The 23,978-nt window shown below is 66.2% G+C and carries 21 protein-coding genes; 12 read left to right on the top strand and 9 right to left on the bottom strand.

Going from position 1 to position 23,978, the window contains the following annotated elements:
- Nucleotides 1-6 precede the first annotated feature (6 nt).
- Nucleotides 7-807: an NAD-dependent epimerase/dehydratase family protein gene (locus PM1_RS16510; protein ID WP_242935549.1), complete on the bottom strand. Its 801-nt coding sequence runs from the start codon at nt 805-807 to the stop codon at nt 7-9.
- A 275-nt stretch (nt 808-1,082) separates the two neighbouring features.
- The gene (locus PM1_RS16505; protein WP_009620070.1) at nt 1,083-1,961 is read right to left on the bottom strand and encodes a LysR substrate-binding domain-containing protein; all 879 of its coding nucleotides are present in this window, start codon (nt 1,959-1,961) and stop codon (nt 1,083-1,085) included.
- A gap of 239 nt (nt 1,962-2,200) precedes the next feature.
- Here PM1_RS16505 and PM1_RS16500 point away from each other — a divergent pair, with 239 nt between their 5' ends.
- The 11 genes from PM1_RS16500 to PM1_RS16450 all read left to right on the top strand — a co-directional run bounded on the left by PM1_RS16500 (nt 2,201) and on the right by PM1_RS16450 (nt 13,700).
- The gene (locus tag PM1_RS16500; RefSeq protein WP_009620071.1) at nt 2,201-3,325 is read left to right on the top strand and encodes an aromatic ring-hydroxylating oxygenase subunit alpha; all 1,125 of its coding nucleotides are present in this window, start codon (nt 2,201-2,203) and stop codon (nt 3,323-3,325) included.
- Nucleotides 3,326-3,328: 3 nt separating this feature from the next.
- On the top strand, nt 3,329-3,733 hold the full coding sequence (gene gloA / locus PM1_RS16495; protein ID WP_009620073.1) for a lactoylglutathione lyase: 405 nt from the start codon (nt 3,329-3,331) through the stop codon (nt 3,731-3,733).
- Entirely contained in the window at nt 3,733-4,077 is a 345-nt protein-coding gene (locus PM1_RS16490) for a non-heme iron oxygenase ferredoxin subunit (RefSeq protein WP_009620075.1), read from the top strand. Before gloA ends, PM1_RS16490 begins: the two co-directional genes overlap by 1 nt.
- Nucleotides 4,078-4,098: 21 nt before the next feature.
- Nucleotides 4,099-4,719 carry a hypothetical protein gene (locus PM1_RS16485; protein ID WP_009620077.1) on the top strand — a complete coding sequence of 207 codons (621 nt, stop codon included), beginning with the start codon at nt 4,099-4,101 and terminating at the stop codon, nt 4,717-4,719.
- Nucleotides 4,719-5,945 carry a DUF1116 domain-containing protein gene (locus PM1_RS16480; RefSeq protein WP_009620079.1) on the top strand — a complete coding sequence of 409 codons (1,227 nt, stop codon included), beginning with the start codon at nt 4,719-4,721 and terminating at the stop codon, nt 5,943-5,945. Before PM1_RS16485 ends, PM1_RS16480 begins: the two co-directional genes overlap by 1 nt.
- A complete protein-coding gene (locus PM1_RS16475) occupies nt 5,932-7,233 on the top strand; it encodes an amidase (protein WP_009620082.1) in 1,302 nt (433 codons plus the stop codon). The genes PM1_RS16480 and PM1_RS16475 overlap by 14 nt, the downstream gene beginning before the upstream one ends.
- Nucleotides 7,234-7,242: 9 nt before the next feature.
- Nucleotides 7,243-8,457 carry an NAD(P)/FAD-dependent oxidoreductase gene (locus tag PM1_RS16470; protein ID WP_009620083.1) on the top strand — a complete coding sequence of 405 codons (1,215 nt, stop codon included), beginning with the start codon at nt 7,243-7,245 and terminating at the stop codon, nt 8,455-8,457.
- A gap of 499 nt (nt 8,458-8,956) precedes the next feature.
- Nucleotides 8,957-10,351, top strand: a complete 1,395-nt coding sequence (locus PM1_RS16465) for an amino acid permease (protein ID WP_009620085.1) — start codon at nt 8,957-8,959, stop codon at nt 10,349-10,351.
- A gap of 35 nt (nt 10,352-10,386) precedes the next feature.
- Complete coding sequence (locus PM1_RS16460) at nt 10,387-11,769, top strand: NAD(P)/FAD-dependent oxidoreductase (protein WP_009620087.1); 1,383 nt, start codon at nt 10,387-10,389, stop codon at nt 11,767-11,769.
- A 12-nt stretch (nt 11,770-11,781) separates the two neighbouring features.
- Nucleotides 11,782-12,132, top strand: coding sequence for a cupin domain-containing protein (locus tag PM1_RS16455; RefSeq protein ID WP_009620090.1), 351 nt, complete (start codon nt 11,782-11,784; stop codon nt 12,130-12,132).
- Between the two features lie 56 nt (nt 12,133-12,188).
- Nucleotides 12,189-13,700: a CoA-acylating methylmalonate-semialdehyde dehydrogenase gene (locus tag PM1_RS16450; protein ID WP_009620092.1), complete on the top strand. Its 1,512-nt coding sequence runs from the start codon at nt 12,189-12,191 to the stop codon at nt 13,698-13,700.
- Nucleotides 13,701-13,757: 57 nt separating this feature from the next.
- On the opposite strand, the gene PM1_RS16445 is transcribed toward PM1_RS16450, so the two are convergent.
- The 4 genes from PM1_RS16445 to PM1_RS16430 all read right to left on the bottom strand — a co-directional run bounded on the left by PM1_RS16445 (nt 13,758) and on the right by PM1_RS16430 (nt 18,641).
- Nucleotides 13,758-15,206 (bottom strand): PucR family transcriptional regulator, encoded by a 1,449-nt coding sequence (locus PM1_RS16445; protein ID WP_009620094.1) that lies wholly within the window; start codon nt 15,204-15,206, stop codon nt 13,758-13,760.
- A 426-nt stretch (nt 15,207-15,632) separates the two neighbouring features.
- Nucleotides 15,633-16,439, bottom strand: coding sequence for a helix-turn-helix transcriptional regulator (locus PM1_RS16440; protein WP_009620096.1), 807 nt, complete (start codon nt 16,437-16,439; stop codon nt 15,633-15,635).
- Between the two features lie 105 nt (nt 16,440-16,544).
- Nucleotides 16,545-17,777, bottom strand: a complete 1,233-nt coding sequence (gene eutH / locus PM1_RS16435; protein ID WP_009620098.1) for an ethanolamine utilization protein EutH — start codon at nt 17,775-17,777, stop codon at nt 16,545-16,547.
- A 99-nt stretch (nt 17,778-17,876) separates the two neighbouring features.
- Nucleotides 17,877-18,641, bottom strand: a complete 765-nt coding sequence (locus PM1_RS16430; RefSeq protein WP_009620100.1) for an SDR family NAD(P)-dependent oxidoreductase — start codon at nt 18,639-18,641, stop codon at nt 17,877-17,879.
- Nucleotides 18,642-18,970: 329 nt separating this feature from the next.
- On the opposite strand from PM1_RS16430, the gene gabP reads away from it, so the two are divergent.
- Complete coding sequence (gene gabP, locus PM1_RS16425; protein ID WP_009620102.1) at nt 18,971-20,383, top strand: GABA permease; 1,413 nt, start codon at nt 18,971-18,973, stop codon at nt 20,381-20,383.
- Nucleotides 20,384-20,433: 50 nt separating this feature from the next.
- Here the strand turns inward: gabP and PM1_RS16420 are convergent, their stop codons facing one another.
- The 3 genes from PM1_RS16420 to PM1_RS16410 form a co-directional block, all read right to left on the bottom strand.
- Nucleotides 20,434-21,345 (bottom strand): DMT family transporter, encoded by a 912-nt coding sequence (locus PM1_RS16420; protein WP_009620104.1) that lies wholly within the window; start codon nt 21,343-21,345, stop codon nt 20,434-20,436.
- A gap of 236 nt (nt 21,346-21,581) precedes the next feature.
- Nucleotides 21,582-23,072, bottom strand: coding sequence for an aldehyde dehydrogenase (locus tag PM1_RS16415; RefSeq protein WP_009620105.1), 1,491 nt, complete (start codon nt 23,070-23,072; stop codon nt 21,582-21,584).
- Nucleotides 23,065-23,976: a dihydrodipicolinate synthase family protein gene (locus PM1_RS16410; RefSeq protein ID WP_009620106.1), complete on the bottom strand. Its 912-nt coding sequence runs from the start codon at nt 23,974-23,976 to the stop codon at nt 23,065-23,067. Before PM1_RS16410 ends, PM1_RS16415 begins: the two co-directional genes overlap by 8 nt.
- Nucleotides 23,977-23,978 lie beyond the last annotated feature (2 nt).

Here is a 23,978-nt window from a genome sequence, read left to right as displayed (position 1 = left end):
GGGAATTCAGGCCTTCAGGAAGTCCTGCCAGCGGCTTTCCGCGACGAAGTCGAGTTCCTGACGAGCCTTGTCGCCGGAGAAGATCGAAGCGTAGGGATCACGCTCGTAGCGCTCCTTGTCGCGAATCTCCGGCAGCTTGCCGAGCACCCGCTCCACCCATTGCAGGGTGGGTTCGGCACGGCAGCTGTCCTGGGCGGTGATGAAGAAGTTGCCGCTGCTGACGTGGGTCGCCCGCAGCGCCGCCTCGAAGGCGCGGGCGCAGTCCTCGGGCGTGATGTAGTAGAACAGCCAGCGGGAGGAGCGATCATCGGCGCGGGCGAGGGTCGGCGCGATGTTTTCGGGGATCAGGACCATCATCGGGCGCAGGCATACCACCTGGATATCGCCGCGGCGCACGAAGCTGGCGGCCATGTTCTCCATCAGTTGCTTGCTGACGCTGTAGGCCTGGACGGGGTAATGGGGATGCTCTTCGTCGACCGGAAGGTACTCCGGGACGAAGGACGGATTCGCTTCCGAGAGACCGCAGGCCGAGACGCTGGAGCAGAGGACCACCCGCTTGATGCCCAGTTCATTGGCGGCCTGAAGCACGTTCCAGGTTCCCTGGACATTGACGTGAATATAGTCCTCGGGTTTTGCCTGGTGATCGAAGTCGATGGCTGCCAGGTGAACTACCGCGTCGGCGCCAACGAATTCTCTACGAAGCGTATCCAGGTCGAGAACATTCGCCTCTGCGAATTCCACATTCTGTTTGGGCGGGCGAAGATCCAGGACTTTAACTTCGAAGTTATTTTGAAGTTGCTCGACCACATATTGACCGAGACGTCCGCTACCTCCGGTGATTACAACTTTGCGCGGCTGGGGAGTGGAAGTTTCACGCACTGCATATCTCCTGCTCGGATATTATTGGATTTATGAGGCAGGAGAGTATCCAATTCGCAGCAGGGCCGCGAAGTATAAATACTTGGCCACCTGTGAGAATTTTTCATTGGCCCGGATGAGCCATATTCACCGGCGGCAGCCGCTGTGCAAGCGGCTGCAATTCTGCCTTTGGAGGAGGGGCTGTCGCCGAGTTCCCAGGCCGCTCAGGCGGCCTGGGCCTTGAGCCAATCGATGAAGATACGCGCCTGCGGATTGCTCAGGACGTCGGGGCGGTACAGCAGGTAGTAGGAATAGTGCGGCAGCGCCGTGGGGAACGGAGCCACCAGCGTGCCTTCGTTCAGCTCCCGCTCCAGCAGCGACAGGCACGTCAGGATGAGGCCCTGGCCATCGATCGCTGCGTGGAGCCTGACGTTGGTGTCGTCGATGCTCACGCGCTTGAACGGTTTCAGGCGCGGTTGCCCGGCCAGTTCAAGCCATCGATCCCAGTTGTCGGGGGCCTCTTCGTCCAGTAGCACCTGCCCGGCTAGCGCGGCCGCGGTCGGCGGGCTTCCCAGGGTTTTCAAGGTGGCGGGGCTGCAGACGGGGGTGAGGTCGCCATTCACCAGCAAATGCGATTCGAGGCCCGGAAAGTGCCCGCTGGCCCAGGCGATGGCGATGTCGCAGGTGTCGAGGCTGGTCGGCGAGAACTGGATGGTGTGGTGCAGGCTCAGCTCGATCTCGGGGTGTTGCTGCCAGAACGAAGACACCCGCGGCATCAGCCATTTCTGGGCGAAGTAGGGGCGCAAGGCGATGGTCAGCGGGCGGCCATTGCCCAGGTCGCGGACCTTCTGGGTGACCTCCAGCAGGTGGGCGAAGGAGCGGCTGCACTCCGGTAGCAGGTAGCTGCCCGCATCGGTGAGCAGCAGGCGGTTGTTCTCCCTTCGGAACAGCCGAACCCCGAGGTTTTCCTCGAGCAGCTTGATCTGGTGGCTGATCGCCGAGGGCGTGACGTTCAGCTCCAGGGAGGCTTGCGTGAAGCTGAGGTGTCGCGCCGCGACTTCGAAGGTCTTCAGGGTATTCAGAGGAGGAAGTCGATTGGTCATGATTCTTGTTCTGTATGCAGCAAGGCTATATCGACGTACGCACTAAGCGCTTTCCGAGTGTTGAGCAAAAGACTTGTTGCGTCAATCGTGACGAGGCCATGAACGGGATTTGACGGGGGTTTTTATTTTTTCTCATTCGCCGTTGAATTCTTATCGTTTGTTCCCCTGGCAATGCGTTTCTAGGATGCAGGTCGAGTCAATCAAACTCACCATCAGCCTGACCAGGAAGGAATAAAAACATGTCAGTCGTTGAAGAAGTTATCCGTATTCGTGAGCAGTCGTGCACCAATGAGCCCGGTAATGTTCTTCCGGGCCTTTCCCAGGCGGCCTATACCAGCGAAGAGTTCTATCGCACCGAACAGGACAAGGTATTCGCGAAGAGCTGGGTCTTCGTCGGTTTTGTCCACGAGTTCGTCGAGCCTGGCACCTGCGCGCCGATCGAGGTCGCCGGTCAGCCGCTGCTGATCGTCTCCAATGACGAGGGCGAGATCGGCGTCTTCCACAACATATGCCGTCATCGCGGGCTGAAGCTCGTAACCGATCGCTGCAATGTCCAGAGCTCGATCAGCTGCCCCTACCACGCCTGGTCCTATTCGCTGGACGGCGAGCTGGAAGCCGCCCCGCATTTCGGTGGTTTCCGCAAGCAGGACGTGCCCGGTTTCTCCCGCGCCGAGCATGGTCTCAAGCGCGTGCGCCACGTGGAGTGGAACGACTGGATCTTCGTCAACCTGTCCGGCGATGCCGAGGCGTTCGAAGACTACTCCCGCTCCTTCGCCGAGCAGATCAAGATCCTCGACGTGAAGCTGCTCAAGCCGATCGGCAAGATCGACCTGGGCGAGGTGAAGTGCAACTGGAAGTTCCTGATGGAGAACTTCATCGAGCCCTACCACGTGCCGATCGTGCATGACCAGACCGCGTCGGGCCAGCCGCTCAAGGACCACTACACCATCATCGACGGACGCTGCCTGGGCTCGGCCATCGACCTGGAAGCGGAGAAGGAAACCACCGCGAAATCCAGCGCCCTGGACATGAGCGCCCGCTACCTGACGCTGTTCCCCAACTTCGTGCTGGGCATCTACCTGCCGGACCAGGCGGGCGTGCACCTGAACATCCCGCTTTCCGCCGACCGTACCCGCCAGTTCCGTGTGCTCTACAGCGTGGGCGAGCAGCACTACACCGACGCCGACAAGGAGAACCTCTGCAACCTCTGGTACAGCGTGCACAAGGAAGACCACGGGATTGCCGAGTTGCTGCAGGAGGGGCGTCGTTCCCCGGTCATGAAGGACGGCGGCGTGATGTCGCCGCACTGGGAAGACAGCGCCAATCAGTTCCAGAACCTCGTTCTGCAAGCGATGAAGGACTGACCCATGCAGGTACGCCTGATGCACACGATGCTGCGGGTCATGGACCTGCAGCGTTCGCTGGACTTCTACGTTGGCCAGTTGGGGATGCGCCTGCTGCGCAGCACGGATTATCCCGACGGCCGTTTCACCAACACCTTCATCGGTTTCGAAGAGGAGGCGTGTGGAACGGTCCTGGAGCTGACGCATAACTGGGATCGAACCGAGCCATACGAACAGGGTACGGCCTGGGGGCATCTGGCATTCGGTGTGGGTTCGCTGCGTGATTTCGTGGAGCGCTTGCGCGCCGCCGGCGTGCCGGTGGTGCGCGAGCCCGGTCCGATGTCGGGCGGTACCCGGGAAATCGCTTTCGTACTCGACCCGGATGGCTATCGGGTCGAACTGCTGCAGTCTGTGGTGGAGGGCGTGTGATGTCCGTGCGCGAAGAGGATTGGGCTGTTGCCTGTCGTGTCGACGAGGTCGGCGACGAGCAGGCCAGGCGAGTTCAGATCGGCGATCAGGCGATCGCCGTCTTCAACCTCGGTGGTTGCTTCCATGCGCTGGCGGACCGTTGCCCCCATGGCGATGCGTCGCTGGCCGAGGGCTGGGTCGAGAACGGCGAAGTGGAATGTCCGCTGCACCAGGCGCGGTTCGACATCGCAACCGGCAAGGTCCTCTGCGCGCCCGCCAAGTCCTGCGCCCGGCGCTATCCGGTCAAGGTCGAAAACGATGTGGTGTTGATCGGCCTGTTCGAAAACACCCTGCAAATCGCATAACAAGAAATCAGGAGTCTACGTATGCCCATCATCCAGAAAGGTGTCGTCAGTTGGTCGGGGGAGAATCCCGGTATCTATCTGAAGAGTGCTTCCGATCCCCAGGGCGATTGGCAGGTGCTGGCCCTCTATTTCCGTGTGGTCGCGTCCGCCCATGGCCGCGGTCGCGGCATCCTCCTGCTGGGGGACCCCACCGCCGCGGCCGGGTACCCCGCCGCGAGGAACCTGTGCATCGGCGACAACCTGGAGCTGATGGATTACCTGCTGACCCGTTTCGTCCCGAAGTTCGGCGCCTTCCGCGGTCGCGAGGCGCTGCCCCATGTCACGCTGCTGCAGGCAACCGGCGGCAGCACCGACGACAGGGACCCGAGCCAATGGGTGGAAACCATTGCGGCCGGCGATGTGAGCCTGTCGCTGGCCTGGAAGGGGCTGCAGCGCCCCCTCGCCGCGGACGTGGGGCCGGGTATTTCCGCAACCGGCGAGCACCGGATGTACAGCCTGTTCCAGGGGGCGGAAAAGGGCGAGGTCCGGCTCAACGGTGAACGGCTCGACGGTGTGGTGGTGGAGCGCGACTTCCTCGATGGCAAGCTCAACTCTGCATTCCTCGCCTTTGCCGAGACCTGGGTGGAAGAGGGGAGCCAGTGATGAACCTTGCCCTGCGCCGTCACCTGGCGGATTCGCTGGCGGTCGATGCCATGCTTGGCTGTCGGCCGCGTTGGACCGCCATTGCCACAGCCAAGGATGTCGTGGCTCTGCAGGGGCGCTACCTGCTCCATGCCGGGCCACCGATCACCGATCGCAGCCTGATCTCGCCGCCGCAGAAGAACTCGATGCTGATGGCCATCCTGTTCGAGGGATGGGCCACCGACCGCCAGGGCGCCGAGGAATTGCTGATGTCCGCCGAGGTGGCCTTGCATGCCGCTCAGGACCACGCTTGCGCCGTGCCTTTGGCCGATGTGCTTTCCCCGAGCATGCAGTTGCTGGTGATCGAGGATGAAGACTGCCCGTCTCGCCAGGGCTTCAGCACTCTCAATGGCGGCGACGGGCCCGTCATGCGTGTCGGGCAATATGGCGAGGAAGTCCTGCAGCGTCTGCGCTGGATCAACCGGCATCTGGCGCCGCAGCTCCAGGCCGTCGTCGCGCGAAGCCCTATCGACCTGCTGCCGGTGGCCGACGCGGCCCTCGCGGCGGGCGATGATTGCCACGGCCGGACACAGCACGCCAGCCAGCTGATCGCCCAGGCGCTCCTGCTGCGTGCCGGCTCCGACGGCCTGGATGATGAGGCCAGGCGCTTCCTCGAACAGTCCGCGGCCTTCTTCCTGAACTTGTGGATGGCGGCGGTGAAGTGCTGCTTCCTCGCCGCGGAAGATGTTCCGGATAGCAGCGTGGTGACCGCCATCGGCGGCAACGGTAGGCAGTTCGGCATCCAGGTCTCCGCCATGCCTGGGCGTTGGTTCGTGACCGCCGCCGATGCGCCGCTGGTCCCGGGGGCGGACGAGCAGACCCGCCAGCGCGCCCTCGGTGCGATTGGCGATAGCGCCATCGTCGATGCTTTCGGCAGCGGGGCGATGGCCCGTGACCTCGCCCCGCTTACCGCGCAGCGCCTGGCGCAAACCTGTTCCGAGCATGGTCGGGCCTTCCCGGGCAAGCTGCTCGAGTGTCCCCACCCGCGGCTGCTCAAGTCGCAGGCGTACCGTACCGGGTTGGATGCCCGGCAGGTCTGTCGCCTGGAGCTGGGGCCGGTCATCAGCCTGGGCGTGCTGGACAAGCAGGGGCTGTGCGGCCGTCTCGACGGCGGTTTCTTCTTCAGTCCGCTGAAACCCTTCCAAGCCGCGCTCGAGGCTCTGGAGGCAGCTGATGCGTCCGCATGAACTGGGGCTGGTCGAGGCGGCAGAGGCCATCGCGACCAGGGCGTTGAGTGCGGTGGAGCTGGCGACGGATTGCCTGGCCATCGTTGCGGCGCGCGAGGCCCAGGTAGGAGCCTGGGTCCACATCGACGCGGAACAGGTTCTGCGCGAGGCCCGGCGGCTGGACAACGAACCCGTTCGTGGCCCATTGCACGGCGTCCCCGTTGCCATCAAGGACATCATCGATACCTGTGACATGCCGACCTGCAACGGCTCGCCGATCTACGCCGGGCGTCGCCCCGGCATGGATGCCGCATCCGTGGCGTTGCTCAAGCGCGCCGGTGCTTTGGTGATGGGTAAGACCGTCACCACTGAATTCGCCTATTTCAAGGCCGGCAAGACCCGCAACCCGCACAACCTGGAACACACGCCGGGCGGTTCTTCCAGCGGCTCGGCCGCCGCGGTGGCCAGCCATATGGTGCCGGCGGCGCTGGGCTCGCAGACGGCCGGTTCGCTGATCCGCCCGGCGTCGTACTGCGGGGTCGTGGGTTACAAGCCCACCTATGGCGATTTCCCCACCACCGGGGTGAAGGGGTTCTCTCACTCGCTGGATACGCTGGGTGTCCTTACGCGCTCTGTCGACGATGCGCGCTTGCTGCGCTTCGTGCTCACGGCCGATAGCGTTTTCCCTTTCAGCAGCAGCGAGCGCTGGATTCCCTCCATCGGCCTGTGCCGCACTCCGGACTGGCTGCAGGCCTCTCCCGAAACACGTCACGGACTCGAACAGTTGCTGCTGTCGCTGGGCGAGTGCGGGGCCCGTGTCGGCGATGCCCGATTGCCGCCCAGTTTCACGGCATTCGCCGACCTGCAGCGCAAGGTGATGGCCTACGAAGCCGCCCGCAGCCTCGCTCCGGAGTACGACGGCTACCGGGAACAGCTCAGCGAGCCGCTGCTTGCCCTTATCGACTACGGCCAGGGGATCTCCACCGAGGAGTACGGCGAAGCGCGGTCCAGTGCCGAACAGGGCGTGATCGCGAGCGCCTCGATCTTCGAAGAGTGGGACGTGCTGTTGGCGCCGAGCGCGCCTGGCACCGCCCCGCTTGCCAGCGACGGCACGGGAGACCCGCTGTTCAGTCGCCTGTGGATGTTGCTGGGCGTCCCGACTCTCTCGCTGCCGGCCCTGACCGGCCGGAACGGGCTGCCCATCGGTATCCAGCTGGTGGGCGCGCGGTTTGGCGATGATCGCCTGCTGCGTGCGGCTCAATGGGTGGAAAGCGTGCTTTCCGACCGTCCCCGGTTTTCGCTTCTCTAGGAGTACGCCATGCATGCGGATTATCTGATCGTCGGCGCGGGCCAGGCTGGCCGTCGTGCTGCCGAGTCGCTTCGTTCCCTGGCCCCTGCGGCGCGCGTCTGCCTCGTTGGCGAGGAGACGGAGCTTCCCTACGACCGTCCCATCCTTTCCAAGGAGGCCCTGTTCAACGCCGAAGACGAGGCCAAGGCCTTCATCCAGGAAAGGGGCTTCTACGAGAGCCAGCGGATCGAGCTGCGCCTCGGCAGCCGGGTGGCGAAGGTCGATCGTGCCGCCAGGCAGGTCGAGCTGGCCAATGGGGAAAGGATCACCTACGAGAAGTTGCTGCTGGCGACCGGATCACGCGCGCGCCCCTATCCCGGGCAGGTTGGGGAGGGCGTGGAACTGCTTTACCTGCGCACTCTGGAGCAGGCTCGCCGGTTGCGCGATCGGCTGGCGGCAGGTAAACGCCTGGTCATTCTCGGTGGTGGCTTCATCGGTCTGGAAGTGGCTGCTACTGCGCGCAAGCTCGGCTGCGAGGTTGCCGTTCTGGAGCCGGCGCCATCCCTGCTGCAGCGAGTGATGCCCAAGGTCATCGGCGATTACTTGTTGGCGCTGCATCGCCAGGCTGGTGTCGACGTGTGCCTGGATACGCTCCCGGGCAAGATCACGCGAGGTGCCAATGGCCTGCTCATCGAATCCAGTCGTGGCACCTATGAAGCCGATGAGGTTCTGGTTGGGATCGGTGCGCTGCCGAATGTCGAACTGGCGACGGAGATCGGCCTGCTGGTGGAAAACGGCATCGTGGTCGATGAGCGATGCAGGACCTGCGACCCGCACATCTTCGCCGCCGGCGACGTGACCTGTCACTTCAACCCGCTTCTGGGCCGCCATGTGCGGGTGGAGTCCTGGCAGGTGGCCGAGCACCAGCCCCAGGTGGCGGCTGCGAACATGCTCGGCAACGAGGAAAGTTACGCGCAACTGCCGTGGCTCTGGTCCGATCAGTATCGGTGCAACCTGCAGACTCTCGGATTCTTCAGCGGCACCGGGCAGGTGTTGCTGCGCGGCAAGGTGGAAGAGGGGATGTTCAGCGTCATCGAACTGGATGCCGAGGGGCGTCTACTGGCGGTTGCGACTGTGAACCAGGGGCGTGACATGGCGGCTTTCAAACGTCTGGCCGCTTCTGGCAAATCCCTCGATGCGGTCGCGTTGGCCGACAGTGCCAGCAACCTGCGTAGTCTCTTGTAACTGTCTTGCCGGCCGCGCCGAGAAGCTCTTCGCAGGATCGAGGGAGACGCCTGGTTCCTGCTAGCGAACGAGCCCCGCAGCGGAATCTGTTCGCGAGCAAGCTCGCTCCTACGAGAAGCCGTGCCAGCCGGTATGCGCGATCCACCCTGCGAAAAGCACCTCGGCGCAGTCGGCAAGACAGTTTCAGAGAAGCACGGGCGCAGGAGCGGACTCCGTCCGCGATCGGATTCACCGGCCACGCCGGACGTCCTGGTGGTACGGCCAGCGGCGGATAACCGCGAACGGTTATCCGCCCTACGCCGAATTTCTCTGCGGCGGCATACAAACGTTCGGCATCGGCCGCCGGGTGCTCCGGCACGCTACCCCCCAACGACTCCCTTCATACATTTGTCTAGCGCAACTGCCCGTCCCTTGGATTTTGTCGATGTTCAGCCCCGGTGGAGGTCCCTAACCTTCTGAAAAGGCAGCGTTGATTACGAATAATAAAAGGAGACGACCAGTGCCTATTCAGACAGAACACGACCCGCGCCTGAAGCGTGCGCTCAAGACGCGGCACATCAGCATGCTGGCCCTGGGCGGCGTCATCGGCGCCGGGCTTTTCGTGGGTTCCAGCGCGGTCATCGCCTCGACCGGGCCCGGCGCTTTCATCACCTATGCCATCACCGGGCTGATCGTCGCGCTGGTGATGCGCATGCTCGGCGAGATGGCCGCCGCGCATCCCGCCAAGGGTTCCTTCGTCGATTACGCGAGGCTGGCCTTCGGCCGTCCGGCCGGGTACATGACCGGCTGGCTGTACTGGTACTTCTGGGTGATCGTGGTGGGCTTCGAGGCCGTGGTCGGTGGCCAGATCATCAACGGCTGGTTCCCGGACATCCCGGTATGGGCCATCGCCCTGGGGCTGATGGTGGGCATGACGCTGCTGAACCTGATGTCGGTGCACTCCTTCGGCGAGGCCGAATACTGGTTCGCCGGCGTCAAGGTCGCGGCCATCGTCGTGTTCCTGGTCGTCGCCGGGGCCTATGCCTTCCGGCTGTGGCCGGGCTCCACCGCCAGCTTCGGCAACCTCACCGAGCATGGCGGGTTCCTGCCCCACGGCGTGACGTCGCTGTTCACCGGCGTGGTGGTGGTCATCTTCTCCATGACCGGCGTGGAAGTCGCCACCCTCGCCGCGGCGGAGTCCGAGAACCCTTCGCGCAACATCCGCAAGGCCGTCAATACCGTGATGCTGCGCATCCTGGTGTTCTTCGTCCTGGCGACCTTCTTCATCGTGGTCGCGCAGCCGTGGACCGAGATCAAGGCCGGCAAGTCGCCGTTCGTGGCCACCCTGGAGCACATCGGCATTCCCGGCGCCGGCCACATGCTGACCGCGGTGATCCTGGTGGCGGTGCTGTCGGTGCTCAATGCCGGGCTCTACACCTCGTCACGCCTGCTGTACGTGCTGGCCTCCAACGACGAGGCGCCGCGCTGGATCGCCGGGGTGAGCCGCAAGGGCGTGCCGGTGCGCGGCGTCATCGCCTCCACCCTGGTGGGCTATGGCTGCGTGGTCATCGCGGCGCTCTGGCCCGATACCGTGTTCCAGTTCCTGATCAACTCCTCCGGCACCGTCTTCCTGTTCGTCTACCTGATGATCTGCCTGTCGCAGCTCAAGCTGCGCCGCAAATGGGTGGAGGAGGGCAGCCTGAAGTTCGCGATGTGGGGCCACCCCTGGCTGCCGCTGCTGGTGACCGCGTCGATCGTGGCGGTGCTGGTGAGCATGGCCTTCGACCCCTCGATGCAGATCAGCCTGCTGCAGTGCCTGATCGCCATCGCCGCGATCGCCGCCTCCTACGCGCTGGTGCGGCTGTCCCGCTGCCGCCGGCAAGCCGTCGCGCTACCCGCACGCAGCGCTTCGTAGCCCCCACCCATGGCCGTCAATTGGAAGCCAACCCCATGACCGCAAAATTCGATCTGACCCAGTTACCCAACAAGCCGCTCTGGTTCGAACAAGGCCCGGTCCGCGCTGCGCTGGAGGGCACCACGGACGCCGATGTCGTCATCGTCGGCGCGGGGTACACCGGCCTGTGGACGGCCTACTACCTGCTCAAGAGCGACCCCTCCCTGCGTGTGGTGCTGCTGGAAAAGCGCGAAGTCGGTTTCGGCGCCTCCGGGCGCAACGGCGGCTGGGCCTCGGCGATCTTCCCGATCTCGCTGTCCCGCGTGGCCGAGATGTATTCCCACGATGCCGCGCTGAAGCTGCAGGCGGCCATGAACGACACGGTGGACGAGATCGGCCGGGTGCTGGCGCTGGAAGGCGTCGACGCCGACTACGCCAAGCAGGGCTTCCTCTCCCTGGCCCGCAGCGCGCCGCAGCTGGCCCGTGCGCGGGCGACGGTGGAAGGCTCGGCGCGCTTCGGGCTGCCGGAGCAGTGGCAACTGCTCGATGGCGCCCAGGCCGGCGCCAGGGTCGGCGCCGAAGGCACGCTGGGCGGGCTCTATACTGAGCATTGCGCGCTGATCCACCCCGGCAAGCTGGTGCGTGGCCTGGCGCGGCTGGTGGAGACGATGGGCGCGACCATCCACGAGCATTCCGCCGTCACCGAGTTTGCCGAGGGCGTGGTGCGCACCGGGCGTGGTTCGGTGCGCACGAAGTTCACGGTGCGCGCCACCGAGGCGTTCACCTCGCAGCAACCCGGGCACTCGCGCTTCGTCATCCCGCTGTATTCGCTGGTGCTGGCGACGGAGCCGCTGCCCGCCGAGCTGAGGCGCAGGCTGGGGCTCGACCACCGCCTGGCCTTCAACGACATGCGCCACCTTCGCGTCTACGGGCAGGTCACGGCCGAGGGGCGGCTGGTTTTCGGCGGCCGCGGCGCGCCGTATCGCCTGGGCTCCCGGATCACCGAGGAGGCCGACCTGGTGGACGGCATCCACGCGAAGATCCACCAGACGCTGCTGGAATTCTTCCCGGACCTGGCCGATGCGCGCATTACCCACCGCTGGGGCGGCGCGCTGGGCGTGGCCCGCGACTGGTGCCCCACGGTGAGCATCGACCGGAAGAAACGCATCGCCTGGGCCGGCAACTACGTGGGCGATGGCGTCGCCACCAGCAACCTGGCGGGGCGCATCCTGCGCAACCTGATCCAGGGCCGCGACGAGGCGATCAACGCCTTGCCCCTGGTCAACCACCGCTCCCCGTCCTGGGAGCCCGAGCCGCTGCGCTGGCTGGGTGTCAACAGCGGGCTCGCCGCAGCCTCGCTGAGCGACATCGAAGAGCGCATCACCCATCGTCCATCCCGCACCGCGATGTTGCTCGAGAAGCTGACAGGTGCGCATTAACAGGAGTACGCCGTGAGCACTTTCACGATCATCAAGTCCGCCGCCATCCAGTCCCTGCCCCTGACCCCCGCCGGCCAGCGCGCCGGGGCGGACAAGGGCGACCCGCAGATCGCCATCCAGCAGCTGGCGCCCGAGGCGACCGGCAACCTCGGCGTCTGGGAATGCCAGCCCGGTGGCTGGCCAGTGATCGAACGTCCCGACACCGAGTTCACCTACATCATCTCCGGTAAGGCGTTGCTCACCGATAGCGGTAGCGGCGAGGTGGTGGAAGTGACCGGTGGCGATCTGATCATCCTGCCTCCGGGTTGGACAGGGCGCTGGGACGTGCTGGAGACCGTGCGCAAGGTGTACGCGATCTACTGATTCTGCAAGGTGGTGGCTGAGCGCTACCGCTGTTATCCCTTGATGTGAGAAAGACAATGACCCAAACCATCATGAACTGGATCTCCGGCGCCCGGGTGGCGGCCACCAGCGGCCAGCAACTGCCGGTCTACAACCCGGCCACCGGCGTCGTCACCGGCCAGGTGCAACTGGCCAGCCACGCCGACGTGGACGCGGCGGTGGCTGCCGCCAAGGCCGCCTTCCCGGCCTGGAGCAATCTCTCGCCGCTGCGCCGCTCGCGGGTGCTGAACCGCTTCCTGGCCCTGCTCAACGAGCACCGCGACGAACTGGCCCGGCTGATCACCGCCGAGCACGGCAAGGTGTTCACCGACGCCCAGGGCGAAGTCACCCGCGGCATCGAGATCGTCGAATTCGCCTGCGGCGCGCCGCAACTGCTGAAGACCGACTTCACCGACCAGGTCAGCAGCAACATCGACAACTGGACGCTGCGCCAGCCGCTGGGCGTGGTGGCGGGCATCACGCCGTTCAACTTCCCGGTGATGGTGCCGATGTGGATGTTCCCCGTGGCCCTGGCCACCGGCAATACCTTTGTGCTCAAGCCCAGCCCGATCGACCCCAGCCCGAGCCTGTTCATCGCCGAGCTGCTCAAGCGGGCCGGCCTGCCCGACGGCGTGTTCAACGTGGTGCAGGGCGACAAGGGGGCGGTCGATGCGTTGCTCGAACATCCCGACGTGCAGGCCATCTCGTTCGTCGGCTCCACACCCATCGCCAACCACATCTACGAGACCGGCGCGCGCCACGGCAAGCGCGTCCAGGCCCTGGGCGGAGCGAAGAACCACCTGGTGGTCATGCCCGATGCCGACATCGACCAGGTGGTGGATGCGCTGATCGGCGCGGCCTACGGCTCGGCCGGCGAGCGCTGCATGGCCATCAGCGTGGCGGTCTTCGTCGGCGACGAGACCGCCGAGAAGGTCATGCCGAAACTGATCGAGCGCACCCGCGCGCTCAAGGTGCTCGAGGGCAGCAACCTGGCGGCCGAGATGGGGCCGATCGTTACCCGCGCCGCGCTCGAGCGCATCACCGGCTACATCGAGCAGGGCGTCCGGGAAGGGGCGACGCTGCTGGTGGACGGCCGCGGCTTCGACGGCGAGACGGCGGGCGAGGGCTGCGGCGATGGCTTCTGGCTGGGCGGCACGCTGTTCGATGACGTCACCCGCGACATGCGCATCTACCGGGAAGAAATCTTCGGCCCGGTACTGGCGTGCCTGCGCGTCAAGGACTTCGCCGAGGCGGTGCAGCTCATCAATGACCACGAGTTCGGCAACGGCGTGAGCCTCTACACCCGCGACGGCCACATCGCCCGCGAGTTCGGCCGGCGCATCCAGGTGGGCATGGTCGGCATCAACGTGCCGATCCCGGTGCCGATGGCCTGGCACGGCTTCGGCGGCTGGAAGAAGAGTCTGTTCGGCGACATGCATGCCTATGGCGAGGAGGGTGTGCGCTTCTATACCAGGCAGAAGAGCATCATGCAGCGCTGGCCGCAGGCCATCGCCAAGGGGGCCGAGTTCGCGATGCCGACCAGCGACTGAGGCTGGCGGCGAGTGGGCTCCGACGGCCCCGCACCCCAGGTGCGGGGCCGTTTGCATTCAAGGTGTCCGATCGAACAGCTCGGTGTTCTTCGCGGCCTGGAGCGCAATCCAGAAGCGTGCGATGCCGTTGGTGGAGGTGGGCTTGAGGCCCGTCAGCTGCTCCACGAGCTTCAGCCGGTAGACCAGGGTCTGGCGGTGGATGCCCAGGTCGAAGGCGGTGGCCTTCCAGTTCCCGTCGTTTTCCAGGAACGCCAGCAGCGTGGGCAGCAGCGCGGCGCCCTGGGTGCGGTCGTGCTCGATCAGCGGGCCCAGGTAGCGCCCCACCAGCGCCCGGGCTTCGGCTAGGGACTTCGGGGCCATGATCAGGCCAGTCTCCGCCTCGCCATAGCGCAGCACGCCGGCCTCCACTTCCTGCGCCTGGGCCAGGGCCAGGCGCGCCTGCCTGACGCTTTCGCGAAAGCCCGTCGCCGCGGCGATCGGCCCGCTCACGCCGATCACGGTGCCCTCGCCGAGATTGCTGCGCAGGGCATCGAATAGCTCGTTGTCGTCGCGGCTGATCGCCAGCAGCAGGCCCTTGTCGTTCAGCAGCAGGGGACTGGCCTGGTGCAGGGCGGGCGCCTGGTGCAGTTCGTCCGGCCCCCAGGGCCCGTTGCCGCCCGGCTTGATCGCAAGGCACACCAGGGTGCCGAGCAGGCCGCGCTGTTCCAGGAGGGGGCGGGCGAGGCTGAACTCCGTCTCGCCTTCCAGCAGGCTGCGCAGCAGCGCCGAGCCCTCTTCGCGCTGCTGGTCGCGGTGGATCATCAGGCGTTCCAGCTCGACGCCGAGCAGGCCGACCAGCGAACGTACCAGGAGGGGGTCGTCCAGCATTCTTTCGCCCTTGCGGGCCATGACCAGGTTGGCCCGCGCCCGCCCGGCGATGGGTATCCGTTCCAGCCGCTCCGGGGGCGGCCTGCGGGCCGAGCGGGTTTCGACGATGTCGACGCCGCTGACCGCGTCCTCGATCGCCAGGTACATATCCAGCGAGGCGGCCAGGATCGAAAGGCGGCCGGCCATGTCGGGCTCCTTGCGCAGGGCTTCGGCGTAGGTCTGGAACAGCCGCTCGCTGGCATTGAAGCGCTCGCGCTGGGCCTGCAGCACGCTTTCGATCACATGGTGGGACAGCTTGACGAACTCGAGCTCGAAGCTGCCGCGGAGAATGGGAAACAGTAGGCGATCGGCCGCCGCCAGCAGCTCGTCCGACAGCGCCGGGGCGTCGTCACGGGGCGCGACCACCAGTGCGCTGGCGTTGCTCTGTACCAGTTGCTCCAGCCAGGCGACCTGCTCCTGCGCGGCCGCGGGCAGGCCAACGCCGGTGGTCATGACCAGGTCGCCCGGGGAAACCCAGCGCCACGGGTCCGGCAGGTCGACGGCATGGGCCCAGGTGATCAGCCTGCCGGTGCCGGCGAGGCCGGCGACCGCCTGCAGTTTCAGCAGCTCGATCTCGATCAGGTCTTGCACGGTGAGCATGGGGGCCTCTTGTTTCGACGCGGGCGGGATGCCGTTCATTATCCGGAGTTATCCGGGGGCGCCTAGCTCTCTCTTGTCATTCTTGTGAGCGTGGAATGATGAGGTTGAGATTGGAACGGAAGAGCAGCCTCACCCCAGCCCTCTCCCGGAGGGAGAGGGGGCCGTTCGGAGTGGGCGGGGAGTCCGGAGTCATCCTGGGACTCCTGTATCCGCCGTCGGCTGTGCCACCGGGGCGTTCGGTGTGGTCGGTGGACCCAATCGCGGACGGAGTCCGCTCCTACCGCATGAGCGAGCATGGCTTTTCGTAGGATGGTGTTGAGCGAAGCGATACCCATCACCGCAACCGCATGGGTTTCGCAAGCTCAACCCATCCTACGGGGCTTCCCTGGAGCCAAGGAGCGGACTCTGCCAGCAGGGCAAACGCCGCTACCTCGCCGACTGCGCGATATAGCCGATGAACAACCGGAACAGGTCGGAGTTGCTGGAGATTTCCAGGCGCTGGTAGATGTTGTGCTTGTGGACCTTCACGGTACCTTCGGAGATGCCCAGCAGGTGGGCGATGGAGGCGTTGCTGTGGCCTTGCAGGATGAGCTTGGCGATGTAGCGCTGGGCGTCGGTCAACTGGCCCTGGAGGATGTCGACGAAGGCGCTCTCCAGTTCGCTTTCGGGCGCTTCCGTGGTGGCTTCGGCGGGCTTCAGGGCGGTGCGCCAGTGCAGTTCCCAGGCCGCGGCTATCACTGGCGCCAGGGTTTCCAGGTGGCGGACTTCCTGCGGCGCGAAGGGGCCGTGGTCCTCGGCCTTCATCAGCGAGAAGACGATGGCCGTGCGCGGCTGCAGGTGGATGATGTAGCCGATCTCCTCGACCTGGGTGCCGTGGGTGGACGACACGCAGGGGTGCAGGTCGCGGGAGATGGCGAAGCCGGAGGAGAAGAAGCTGTCCGGCGCCAGGTCGCTCATGCGCCACAGGCCGGCCGGGTGGCGGTTCATGCTGGCCACGTAGAAGGGGTCGAGCAGGTAGCCGCCGCGGGAATAGGCCTCCAGAGTCTTCGCCGACACCTGGCCGTTGTAGCCGTCGTGCAGCAGCTGCGCGTTGCGGTCGAAGCGGAACAGGTAGCCGCAGCTCATGTCGAAGCCGACCCTGTCGTCCAGCAGCGAGCCGATGGCGTGCCCCAGCTTGTCGGTGCCGACGGCGGCCATCAGGTCCGCCAGCTTCTTCGCGTCTTGGCTGTTCATGGAGGGCTGCGTCGCCTGTCTTGAGCCGGTGTTGTCGCGCCGGCGCGGGGCCGGCGGGTGCCTGGGCCTGGCAGGGGCGCCGCGGGGCGCCCCTGCGCGGGTGCGTCAGGACAGTCCGGTCGAGGCGCGCAGTGCGTCCTGCGGTGCTTCCTGGCTGCCCAGCTGCTGCGCCTTGGGCACCGCCAGCCAGTAGGCCAGGAGCATGCCGATCAGGCCACCGCCGAGTTTTCCAATGATCAGCGGCAGGATCAAGCTCGGCTGGAAGTTGGCGGAGTAGGCCAGGTGGTCGCCGAAGGTGAAGGCCGCGCTCACCGCGAAGGCGATGACCAGCACCTTGTCCTTGGGCGGCATGTCCGCCACCAGGCGGAACATGGCGAGGATGTTGGCCGACGCCGCGAGGATGCCCGCCGCGCCCACCGGCGACAGGCCCAGGTGCGAGGCCACGCGCTCGATGGGGCGGGAGAGGAAGCGCTTGATCAGGTAGACCATCGGGAAGGCGCCGCAGAGCATGATGCCCACGTAGCCGGAGATTTCCAGCGCGCGGAACTGGTCCTGCTTGTCGGCGATGATGGGGGCGAAGCCCCAGCTGCCGAAGTTGGCGGTGAAGAAGCCGGTGAAGTATTCGACGATGGATGCCACCAGGATCAGCGTGACCGCCGCGTACATGATGCTGCCCAGCTTGAGGAACAGCCGCACCATCAGCCCCGGCACGTAGCGCAGCGCGGCGGCCAGGGCGATGCAGAAGAGAATCTGCGGCAGCAGGTTGCGCAGCAGCATCGGCAGGTCGAAGTGCAGTTGCAGGGTGGCGGCGCCGCTGGTGGCGATGTCCGGGCGCACGCCCAGGCCCAGCAGCTGCATGCCCATGGCGATGAACACGATGCTGATGGGGATGCTCAGCAGGCCGGCCATGATGCCCAGGGCCATGTACTTGTGGTCGGCCTTGGCGAGCATGGCCAGGCCCACGGGGATGACGAAGATGATGGTCGAGCCGGACTGGAAGCCGGTGATCAGCCCGAGTATCCAGCCTTCCGGGTCGTGGGCCAGGGCCTGCGCCAGCTGGTAGCCGCCCAGGTCGGAAGCGATGAAGATCGCCCCGGCGATGCCCGGGTCGGCGCCCAGCGCGGTGAACAGCGGGCCCACGTAGTGGCTGATGAAGCTGGAGATGAAGGGGATCGCCGCCATGATGCCGGCGACCGGGATGAAGATCGGGCCGATGCTGTGCAGGCCGGCGTTGAACTCCTTGCCCAGCTCCGACTCGGCGTCGAGGATGGAGGCGATGGCGCCGACCACGGCGCAGGCCATGATGAGGTAGATGACGTACGTGCCGATGTTTTCCATTAGCTGCCTCTGTCTCTTGTAGGTTTCTTGTCTATTGGCAGAGCTAAGTGTCTTGCGAGCCGGGCGTTGTTGTTGGTCTGGGCGCGCGGCTCGGGCCGATCAGGCCGCGGTGTAGGCGTTGTCGACGAACAGGTGGGCGCCGTTGACGAAGCTGGCGTCGTCGCTGGCCAGGAACAGCGCCGCCGAGGCCACCTCGCGCGGGTCGCACAGGCGGCCCTGCATGGCGCGCAGCGCCTCGTCGGAAACCTCGGTGCCGAATTCGCGCAACAGGTCCAGCTCGCGGCGGCCGTGGGCGGTGCCGATGAAGCCCGGGCAGATGGCGTTGCTGCGGATGTTGCGGTCGCGGAACTCCACCGAGATCGCCCGGGCGAACATGTGGCAGGCGCCCTTGGTGGTGCAGTACAGGACTTCCATGGGGGTGCCGACCACGCCTGAGATCGACGAGGTGCAGATGATGCTGCCGCCGCCGGCCTCGATCATCTTCGGCAGCACGGCGCGGGTGACCAGGAACATGCTCTTCACGTTGATGTTCATCAGCCGGTCCCAGTCGCTCTCGCGGGTTTCCAGGAAGGGCCCGACCTGGATGGTGCCGGCGTGGTTCATCAGCACGGTGATGGCGCCGAAGCGTTCCTCCACCTGGGCTACCGCGCGCTCGACCTGCTCGGCGACGGAGACGTCGGTGGGCACGAAGAGGGCCGTGCCGCCGGCGGCGTTGATCCGCTCGGCCACCGCCTTGCCGTCGCTGTGCGGCAGGTCGAGCAAGGCGACCTTGGCGCCTTCGCGGGCGAAGAGTTCGGACGCGGCCAGGCCGCAGCCGCCCGCGCCGCCGGTGATCAGCGCCACTTTGCCGTTCAGTCGTCCCATGGGTATCTCCTGATTGTTGTTGGTGTGGGATTGCCGTGGGGCTCCACGCTAGGGACGGGCCTTGTGGGTGTCCATATGCCGGCGGATATACGCTGGCCTATGTCTTTGTTTCAAAAGCAATAAAAGTCATTTTTCCGATGGGCGGAAAGCGCCGCGCGGGGAGGGCGGCGACGCAGCGTTGCGGCCGTCGCTGTCGGGCCTGGTCAAGGAAGCGGCGCGCTGGAACAACTGCCCGGCAGTGCACGTGAACTAGCTTGGCTTCGCGCAATGCGGCCCTGGCTGGCGGCATTGGGCACGGACATGACAAGAACAACGAAGAAGGCCTCAGGATGACAACGACAAGAACGCAAATCCGCAATGGCGAGCTCGCGCAAGGCTTCAAGCCGCGGCACGTCACCATGCTTTCCATCGCCGGCGTGATCGGCGCGGGATTGTTCGTAGGCTCGGGGCACGCCATCGCGGCTGCCGGCCCCGCCGCCATAGTGGCTTATGTGCTCGCCGGCACCCTGGTGGTGCTGGTCATGCGCATGCTGGGGGAAATGGCCGTGGCCAGCCCCGACACCGGCTCCTTCTCCACCTATGCCGACCAGGCCATCGGCCGCTGGGCCGGCTTCACCATCGGCTGGCTGTACTGGTGGTTCTGGGTGCTGGTGATCCCCATCGAGGCGATCGCCGCCGGCGTGGTGCTGAACAACTGGTTCCCGCAGGTGGAGTCCTGGTTCTTCGCCCTGGCGATGACCGTGCTGCTGACCCTGACCAACCTGTTCAGCGTGGCCAAGTACGGCGAGTTCGAGTTCTGGTTCGCCATGCTCAAGGTGATCGCCATCGTGCTGTTCATCGCCCTAGGCGGCGTGGCCCTGGCCGGCGGCCTGCCGGGCCGCGAGGTGAGCGGCCTTTCGCAGCTGATGGCGAGCAACGGCGGCTTCATGCCCAATGGCTGGACGGCGATCATCGGCGCGCTGCTGACCACCATGTTCAGCTTCCTCGGCACCGAGGCGGTGACCATCGCCGCCGCCGAGTCGGGCAACCCGGCGAAGAACATCGCCAAGGCCACCCGCTCGGTGATCTGGCGCATCTGCGTGTTCTACCTGCTGTCGATCTTCGTGATCATTTCCGTGGTGCCCTGGAACGACCCGCTGCTGCCGGTGCAGGGCTCCTACCAGCGCGCGCTGGAGGTGATGCACATCCCCTACGCGAAGTTCCTGGTGGACATGGTGGTGCTGGTGGCGGTGGCCAGCTGCCTGAACTCGTCGATCTACATCTCCTCGCGGATGATCTTCTCCCTGGCCAAGCGCTCCGACGCACCGGCCTTCATCCGTCGCACCTCGGCAGCCGGCGTGCCGCGGGCGGCGGTGATCGCCAGCACCGTCATCGGCATGCTGACCACGGCGGTGAACTTCTTCGCCCCGGCCCAGGTGTTCGCCTTCCTGCTGGCCAGCTCCGGCTCCATCGCGCTGCTGGTATACCTGGTCATCGCCTTCTCGCAGCTGCGCATGCGCTCGATCCTGCAGCGGCGCAACGCCGAGATCGCCTTCAAGATGTGGCTGTTCCCCTGGCTGACCTGGGCGGTGATCGGCTTCATCGTGTTCGCCCTGGGCGTGATGTTCGTGATGCCGGAGCACCGCCTGGAGGTGAGTTCCACCCTGGCGCTGGCAGTGGTCATCCTGCTGCTCGGCAACCTCACCGCGCGCCGGCACGCCACGGCGGCCGCGCGTTCCGGCACGGTGGAGCAGGGCGCCTGAGGCCCGCGTAGAAAGCGACGGGAGGCCAGGGCCGGCTTCCCGTCGTCGCGTCAGTGCACAGTGGATTGGGACAGCTTGCTGCGAGCCGAGAGGAGGGTGGCGAAGATGATCAGCGCCGCCCCCAGCAGCATGCGCAGCGAGGGTTGCTCGCCGAACAGCAGCCAGGCGCAGGCGATGGCGTAGACCGGCTCCAGCGCGATGATCATGCCCGCGCTGCGGGCTTCCAGCGCATCCAGACTCTTGACGAACAGGTACTGCGCCAGGCCCGTGCAGAAGATGCCCAGCAGCGCCAGGTAGACCCAGTCCGCCGGCAGCAGCGCATGGTGGGCGAGGTGCGTCAGGGCGAAGGGCGAAACCAGCACGGCGACGGTCAGGTTCTGCCAGAAGGCCACTTGCATGGCGTCCATGCCGCGCGTGGCGCGCCGGTTGGCGATCGCCAGCAGGGCGAACGACAGGCCTGAGCCCAGCCCCCAGAGCAGGCCCAGGGTGCCCTGGTCCGCCAGGTCGAACGACGGCACCACCAGCACCAGCCCCGCCGTGGCCATCAGCAGCAGGCAGGCTTCGCCGAAGCCGATCCGCTCGCGGAACACCGCCAGGTCCAGCAGGGCGATGAAGGCCGGGAAGCTGGCGAAACCGAGGGTCGCGACCGCGACGCCGCCGACCTTGACCGCGATGAAGAAGCTTACCCAGTGCGAAGTCAGCAGCGCCCCGGTCAGCGCCAGCACGCCGATCTTGCGCCAGCCCAGGCCACGCAGCAGCGGGCGCCGCTGCAGCTGGGCGACGGCGCCCAGGGCGACGATGGCGAAGGCGGCGCGGCCGTAGGTGATGACGCTGGCGTCGGCCTGGATCAAGGCGCCGAGGATACCGGTCAGGCCGAACAGTACGGCGGCGACGTGGGCCACCAGCAGGGCGTTGCGGTGCGCCGAGGCGCAAGTTGTGTGGGGGAGGTCGGATGTAAGCATGGCAGTGATTCTTCAAAAATGGTGTGCGCGCCGCTGCGCCGTGCGCAACGGTTGGGGGTCTGGTCGAGAAGGTTGTGTGTGGTGAGCGGCACGGGCCGACACCGACGGCGATGCAGCATTGAGAAGCTCTTCCGTGAGCCGTGCTGTTCGTTCGCCGCCCTGGATGGGTGGCGCCCCCGGCGCCGGGCGGCGCAGGGGGCTGTACTGCGGGTCAGGTCAGGATTTTACCGCGGGTCTCACGAAGCATCGATCCAGATGGTCTTCAGCTCGGTGTACTGGTCGTGGGCCCAGATCGACTTGTCGCGCCCGCCGAAGCCGGACTCCTTGTAGCCGCCGAAGGGCGTCGAGGCGTCGCCTTCGCCGAAGCAGTTGACGGTGACGATGCCCGCGCGGATTTCCCGGGCCAGGCGCAGGGCGTTGCGCAGGCTGCCGGTGTAGGCCGAGGCGGCCAGGCCGTAGACGGTGTCGTTGGCCAGGTCGATGGCGCCGTCGATGTCGGTGAAGGGCGTGACCGACAGCACCGGGCCGAAGATCTCCTCGCGGAACAGCCGGCTCTGCGGTTCGACGTCGTCGACCACGGTGGGCTCGACGAAGATGTCGCCTTGGGTCTGGCCGCCATAGACGAAGTCCAGGCGCTCGTTGCGGGCCTGCTCGATGTACGAGCGCACCTTCTCGAAGTGGGCCTTGCTGACCAGGACGCCGAGGCGGTTGTCCGGGTCCAGCGGGTCGCCCATCTTCCAGTCGCGCATGTGCACGCCGATGCGTTCGAGCAGGGCGTCCTTGATGTCGGCGTGGACGATCAGGCGCGAGGACGCCGAGCAGTTCTCGCCCATGTTCCAGAAGGCGCCGTTGACCACGTGCTGGGCGACCTGGTCGAGGTCTTCCACGTCGTTCATCACCACCGCCGGGTTCTTCCCGCCGCATTCCAGCACCACGCGCTTGAGGTTGGACTCGGCGGCGTACTTGAGGAACAGCCGGCCGGTCTCGGTGGATCCGGTGAAGCTGACCATGGCCACGTCCGGGTGGCGGCCGATGGGCTCGCCGGCCTCGCGGCCGCCGCCGGGCACCACGTTGAACACCCCGGCGGGGATGCCGGCCTGGTGCGCCAGCTCGGCGACGCGCAGGGCGGTGAGGGTGGTTTCCCGGGCCGGCTTGACCACGATGGAGCAGCCGGCGGCCAGCGACGGGCCGATCTTCCAGGCCAGCATCAGCAGCGGGAAGTTCCACGGCAGCACCAGGCCGACCACGCCGATGGGCTCGCGCACCACCATGGTCACGGCGCCGGAGCCGACCGGCGCGGTGCTGTCGTAGATCTTGTCGATCAGCTCGGCGTGCCAGCGCAGGGTGTGGATGGTCTCCGGCACGTCGATGTTCTGGCATTCGCGCACCGGCTTGCCGCTGTCCAGGCTCTCCATCACCGCCAGTTCGTGGGCGTGGTCTTCGAGCAGCTGGGCGAAGCGCTGCATGACCGCCTTGCGCTCGCCGGGGGAGCGCTTGCTCCAGCGGCCGTCTTCGAAGGCCAGGCGGGCGCTGGCCACGGCCAGGTTGACGTCTTCGGCGTCGCAGGCGGCGATGTTGGCTAGCAGCTCGCCGGTGGCCGGGTTGCTGCTGGCGAAGGTGCGGCCGGAGACAGCGTCACGGAAGCCGCCGTCGATGAAGGCCTGGGTGGGGAAGCGCAGTTCGGCGGCGATGGCGGCGTATTGCGCCTTGCTCAGCAATTCAGCCATTGTGGGTGCCCTCGGTGATCTGCGCGACTTCGCGCTTGAGTACGGCGACGATCTCTTTCAGTTCGGCCTTTTCGGCCTCGGTCAGGCCCTTGAGCGGGGCGCGCACGCCGCCGCTGCGCAGGCCGGCCAGCTCGCAGCCGTACTTGATCGACTGGACGAACTTGCCGCCTTCCAGGAAGTCCATCAGCGGCATCATCGCCGCCATGATGCGGCGGCCCTTGGCGAAGTCGTTCTCGACCACGCAGGCCTGGTACAGGGCGACGTGCTCGCCGGGGATGAAGTTGGAACCGGCGCAGACCCAGCTGCGCGCGCCCCAGGCGAAGAATTCCAGGGCCTGGTCGTCCCAGCCGCAGGACAGCGCGATGCGCGGGTGCTTGCAGGCCAGGCGGTGCAGCTGGCCGGTGGAGCCGGAGCTTTCCTTGATGGCGACGATGTTCTTGCAGCCGGCGACGGCGGCGAAGAATTCCTCGCCCATGTCCACGCCCATGCGCGCCGGGTAGTTGTACAGCATGATCGGCAGGTCGGCGGCGGCGTCGACGGCCAGCACGTGGTCGGCGATCTCCTGCTGGGTGGGCAGGGCATAGGGCGGCGAGCCGACCAGCAGGGCGTCGGCCTTGATCTCTTTCGCCGCCTTGGCGTAGGCCACCGAGTCCTCGGTGCGGATGGCGCCGGTGCCGACGATCAGCGGCAGGCGGCCGTTGATCACGTCCTTGGCCTTGGCCGCCAGGTCGAAGCGCTCCTGGGCGGTGTGGGCGTAGTACTCGCCGGTGGAGCCGCCGATGATGATGCCGTGGACCTTCGAGGCGATCAGGTATTCCAGCACTTCGGCGAAGGCCGGATGGTCGATCTGGCCGTCGGCCGCCAGGGGGGTGATGGCGGGGGTGTAGATGCCTTCGAATTGCATGA

Origin of the sequence: Pseudomonas sp. M1, assembly GCF_022760135.1 — a bacterium.
GTDB lineage: Bacteria > Pseudomonadota > Gammaproteobacteria > Pseudomonadales > Pseudomonadaceae > Pseudomonas > Pseudomonas citronellolis.
Note: the sequence above shows the minus strand (reverse complement) of the source record. Positions and strands in the feature narration are given on the sequence as shown.

Excerpts from the sequence above, each read along its gene's own strand:
- PM1_RS16505 (WP_009620070.1), bottom strand. The coding sequence starts at position 1,961 with ATGACCAATCGACTTCCTCCTCTGAATACCCTGAAGACCTTCGAAGTC.
- PM1_RS16490 (WP_009620075.1), top strand. The coding sequence starts at position 3,733 with ATGTCCGTGCGCGAAGAGGATTGGGCTGTTGCCTGTCGTGTCGACGAG.
- PM1_RS16410 (WP_009620106.1), bottom strand. The coding sequence starts at position 23,976 with ATGCAATTCGAAGGCATCTACACCCCCGCCATCACCCCCCTGGCGGCC.
- gabP (WP_009620102.1), top strand. The coding sequence starts at position 18,971 with ATGACAACGACAAGAACGCAAATCCGCAATGGCGAGCTCGCGCAAGGC.
- PM1_RS16415 (WP_009620105.1), bottom strand. The coding sequence starts at position 23,072 with ATGGCTGAATTGCTGAGCAAGGCGCAATACGCCGCCATCGCCGCCGAA.
- PM1_RS16480 (WP_009620079.1), top strand. The coding sequence starts at position 4,719 with ATGAACCTTGCCCTGCGCCGTCACCTGGCGGATTCGCTGGCGGTCGAT.
- gloA (WP_009620073.1), top strand. The coding sequence starts at position 3,329 with ATGCAGGTACGCCTGATGCACACGATGCTGCGGGTCATGGACCTGCAG.
- eutH (WP_009620098.1), bottom strand. The coding sequence starts at position 17,777 with ATGGAAAACATCGGCACGTACGTCATCTACCTCATCATGGCCTGCGCC.
- PM1_RS16430 (WP_009620100.1), bottom strand. The coding sequence starts at position 18,641 with ATGGGACGACTGAACGGCAAAGTGGCGCTGATCACCGGCGGCGCGGGC.
- PM1_RS16485 (WP_009620077.1), top strand. The coding sequence starts at position 4,099 with ATGCCCATCATCCAGAAAGGTGTCGTCAGTTGGTCGGGGGAGAATCCC.
- PM1_RS16470 (WP_009620083.1), top strand. The coding sequence starts at position 7,243 with ATGCATGCGGATTATCTGATCGTCGGCGCGGGCCAGGCTGGCCGTCGT.
- PM1_RS16450 (WP_009620092.1), top strand. The coding sequence starts at position 12,189 with ATGACCCAAACCATCATGAACTGGATCTCCGGCGCCCGGGTGGCGGCC.
- PM1_RS16420 (WP_009620104.1), bottom strand. The coding sequence starts at position 21,345 with ATGCTTACATCCGACCTCCCCCACACAACTTGCGCCTCGGCGCACCGC.
- PM1_RS16475 (WP_009620082.1), top strand. The coding sequence starts at position 5,932 with ATGCGTCCGCATGAACTGGGGCTGGTCGAGGCGGCAGAGGCCATCGCG.
- PM1_RS16460 (WP_009620087.1), top strand. The coding sequence starts at position 10,387 with ATGACCGCAAAATTCGATCTGACCCAGTTACCCAACAAGCCGCTCTGG.
- PM1_RS16445 (WP_009620094.1), bottom strand. The coding sequence starts at position 15,206 with ATGCTCACCGTGCAAGACCTGATCGAGATCGAGCTGCTGAAACTGCAG.
- PM1_RS16500 (WP_009620071.1), top strand. The coding sequence starts at position 2,201 with ATGTCAGTCGTTGAAGAAGTTATCCGTATTCGTGAGCAGTCGTGCACC.
- PM1_RS16440 (WP_009620096.1), bottom strand. The coding sequence starts at position 16,439 with ATGAACAGCCAAGACGCGAAGAAGCTGGCGGACCTGATGGCCGCCGTC.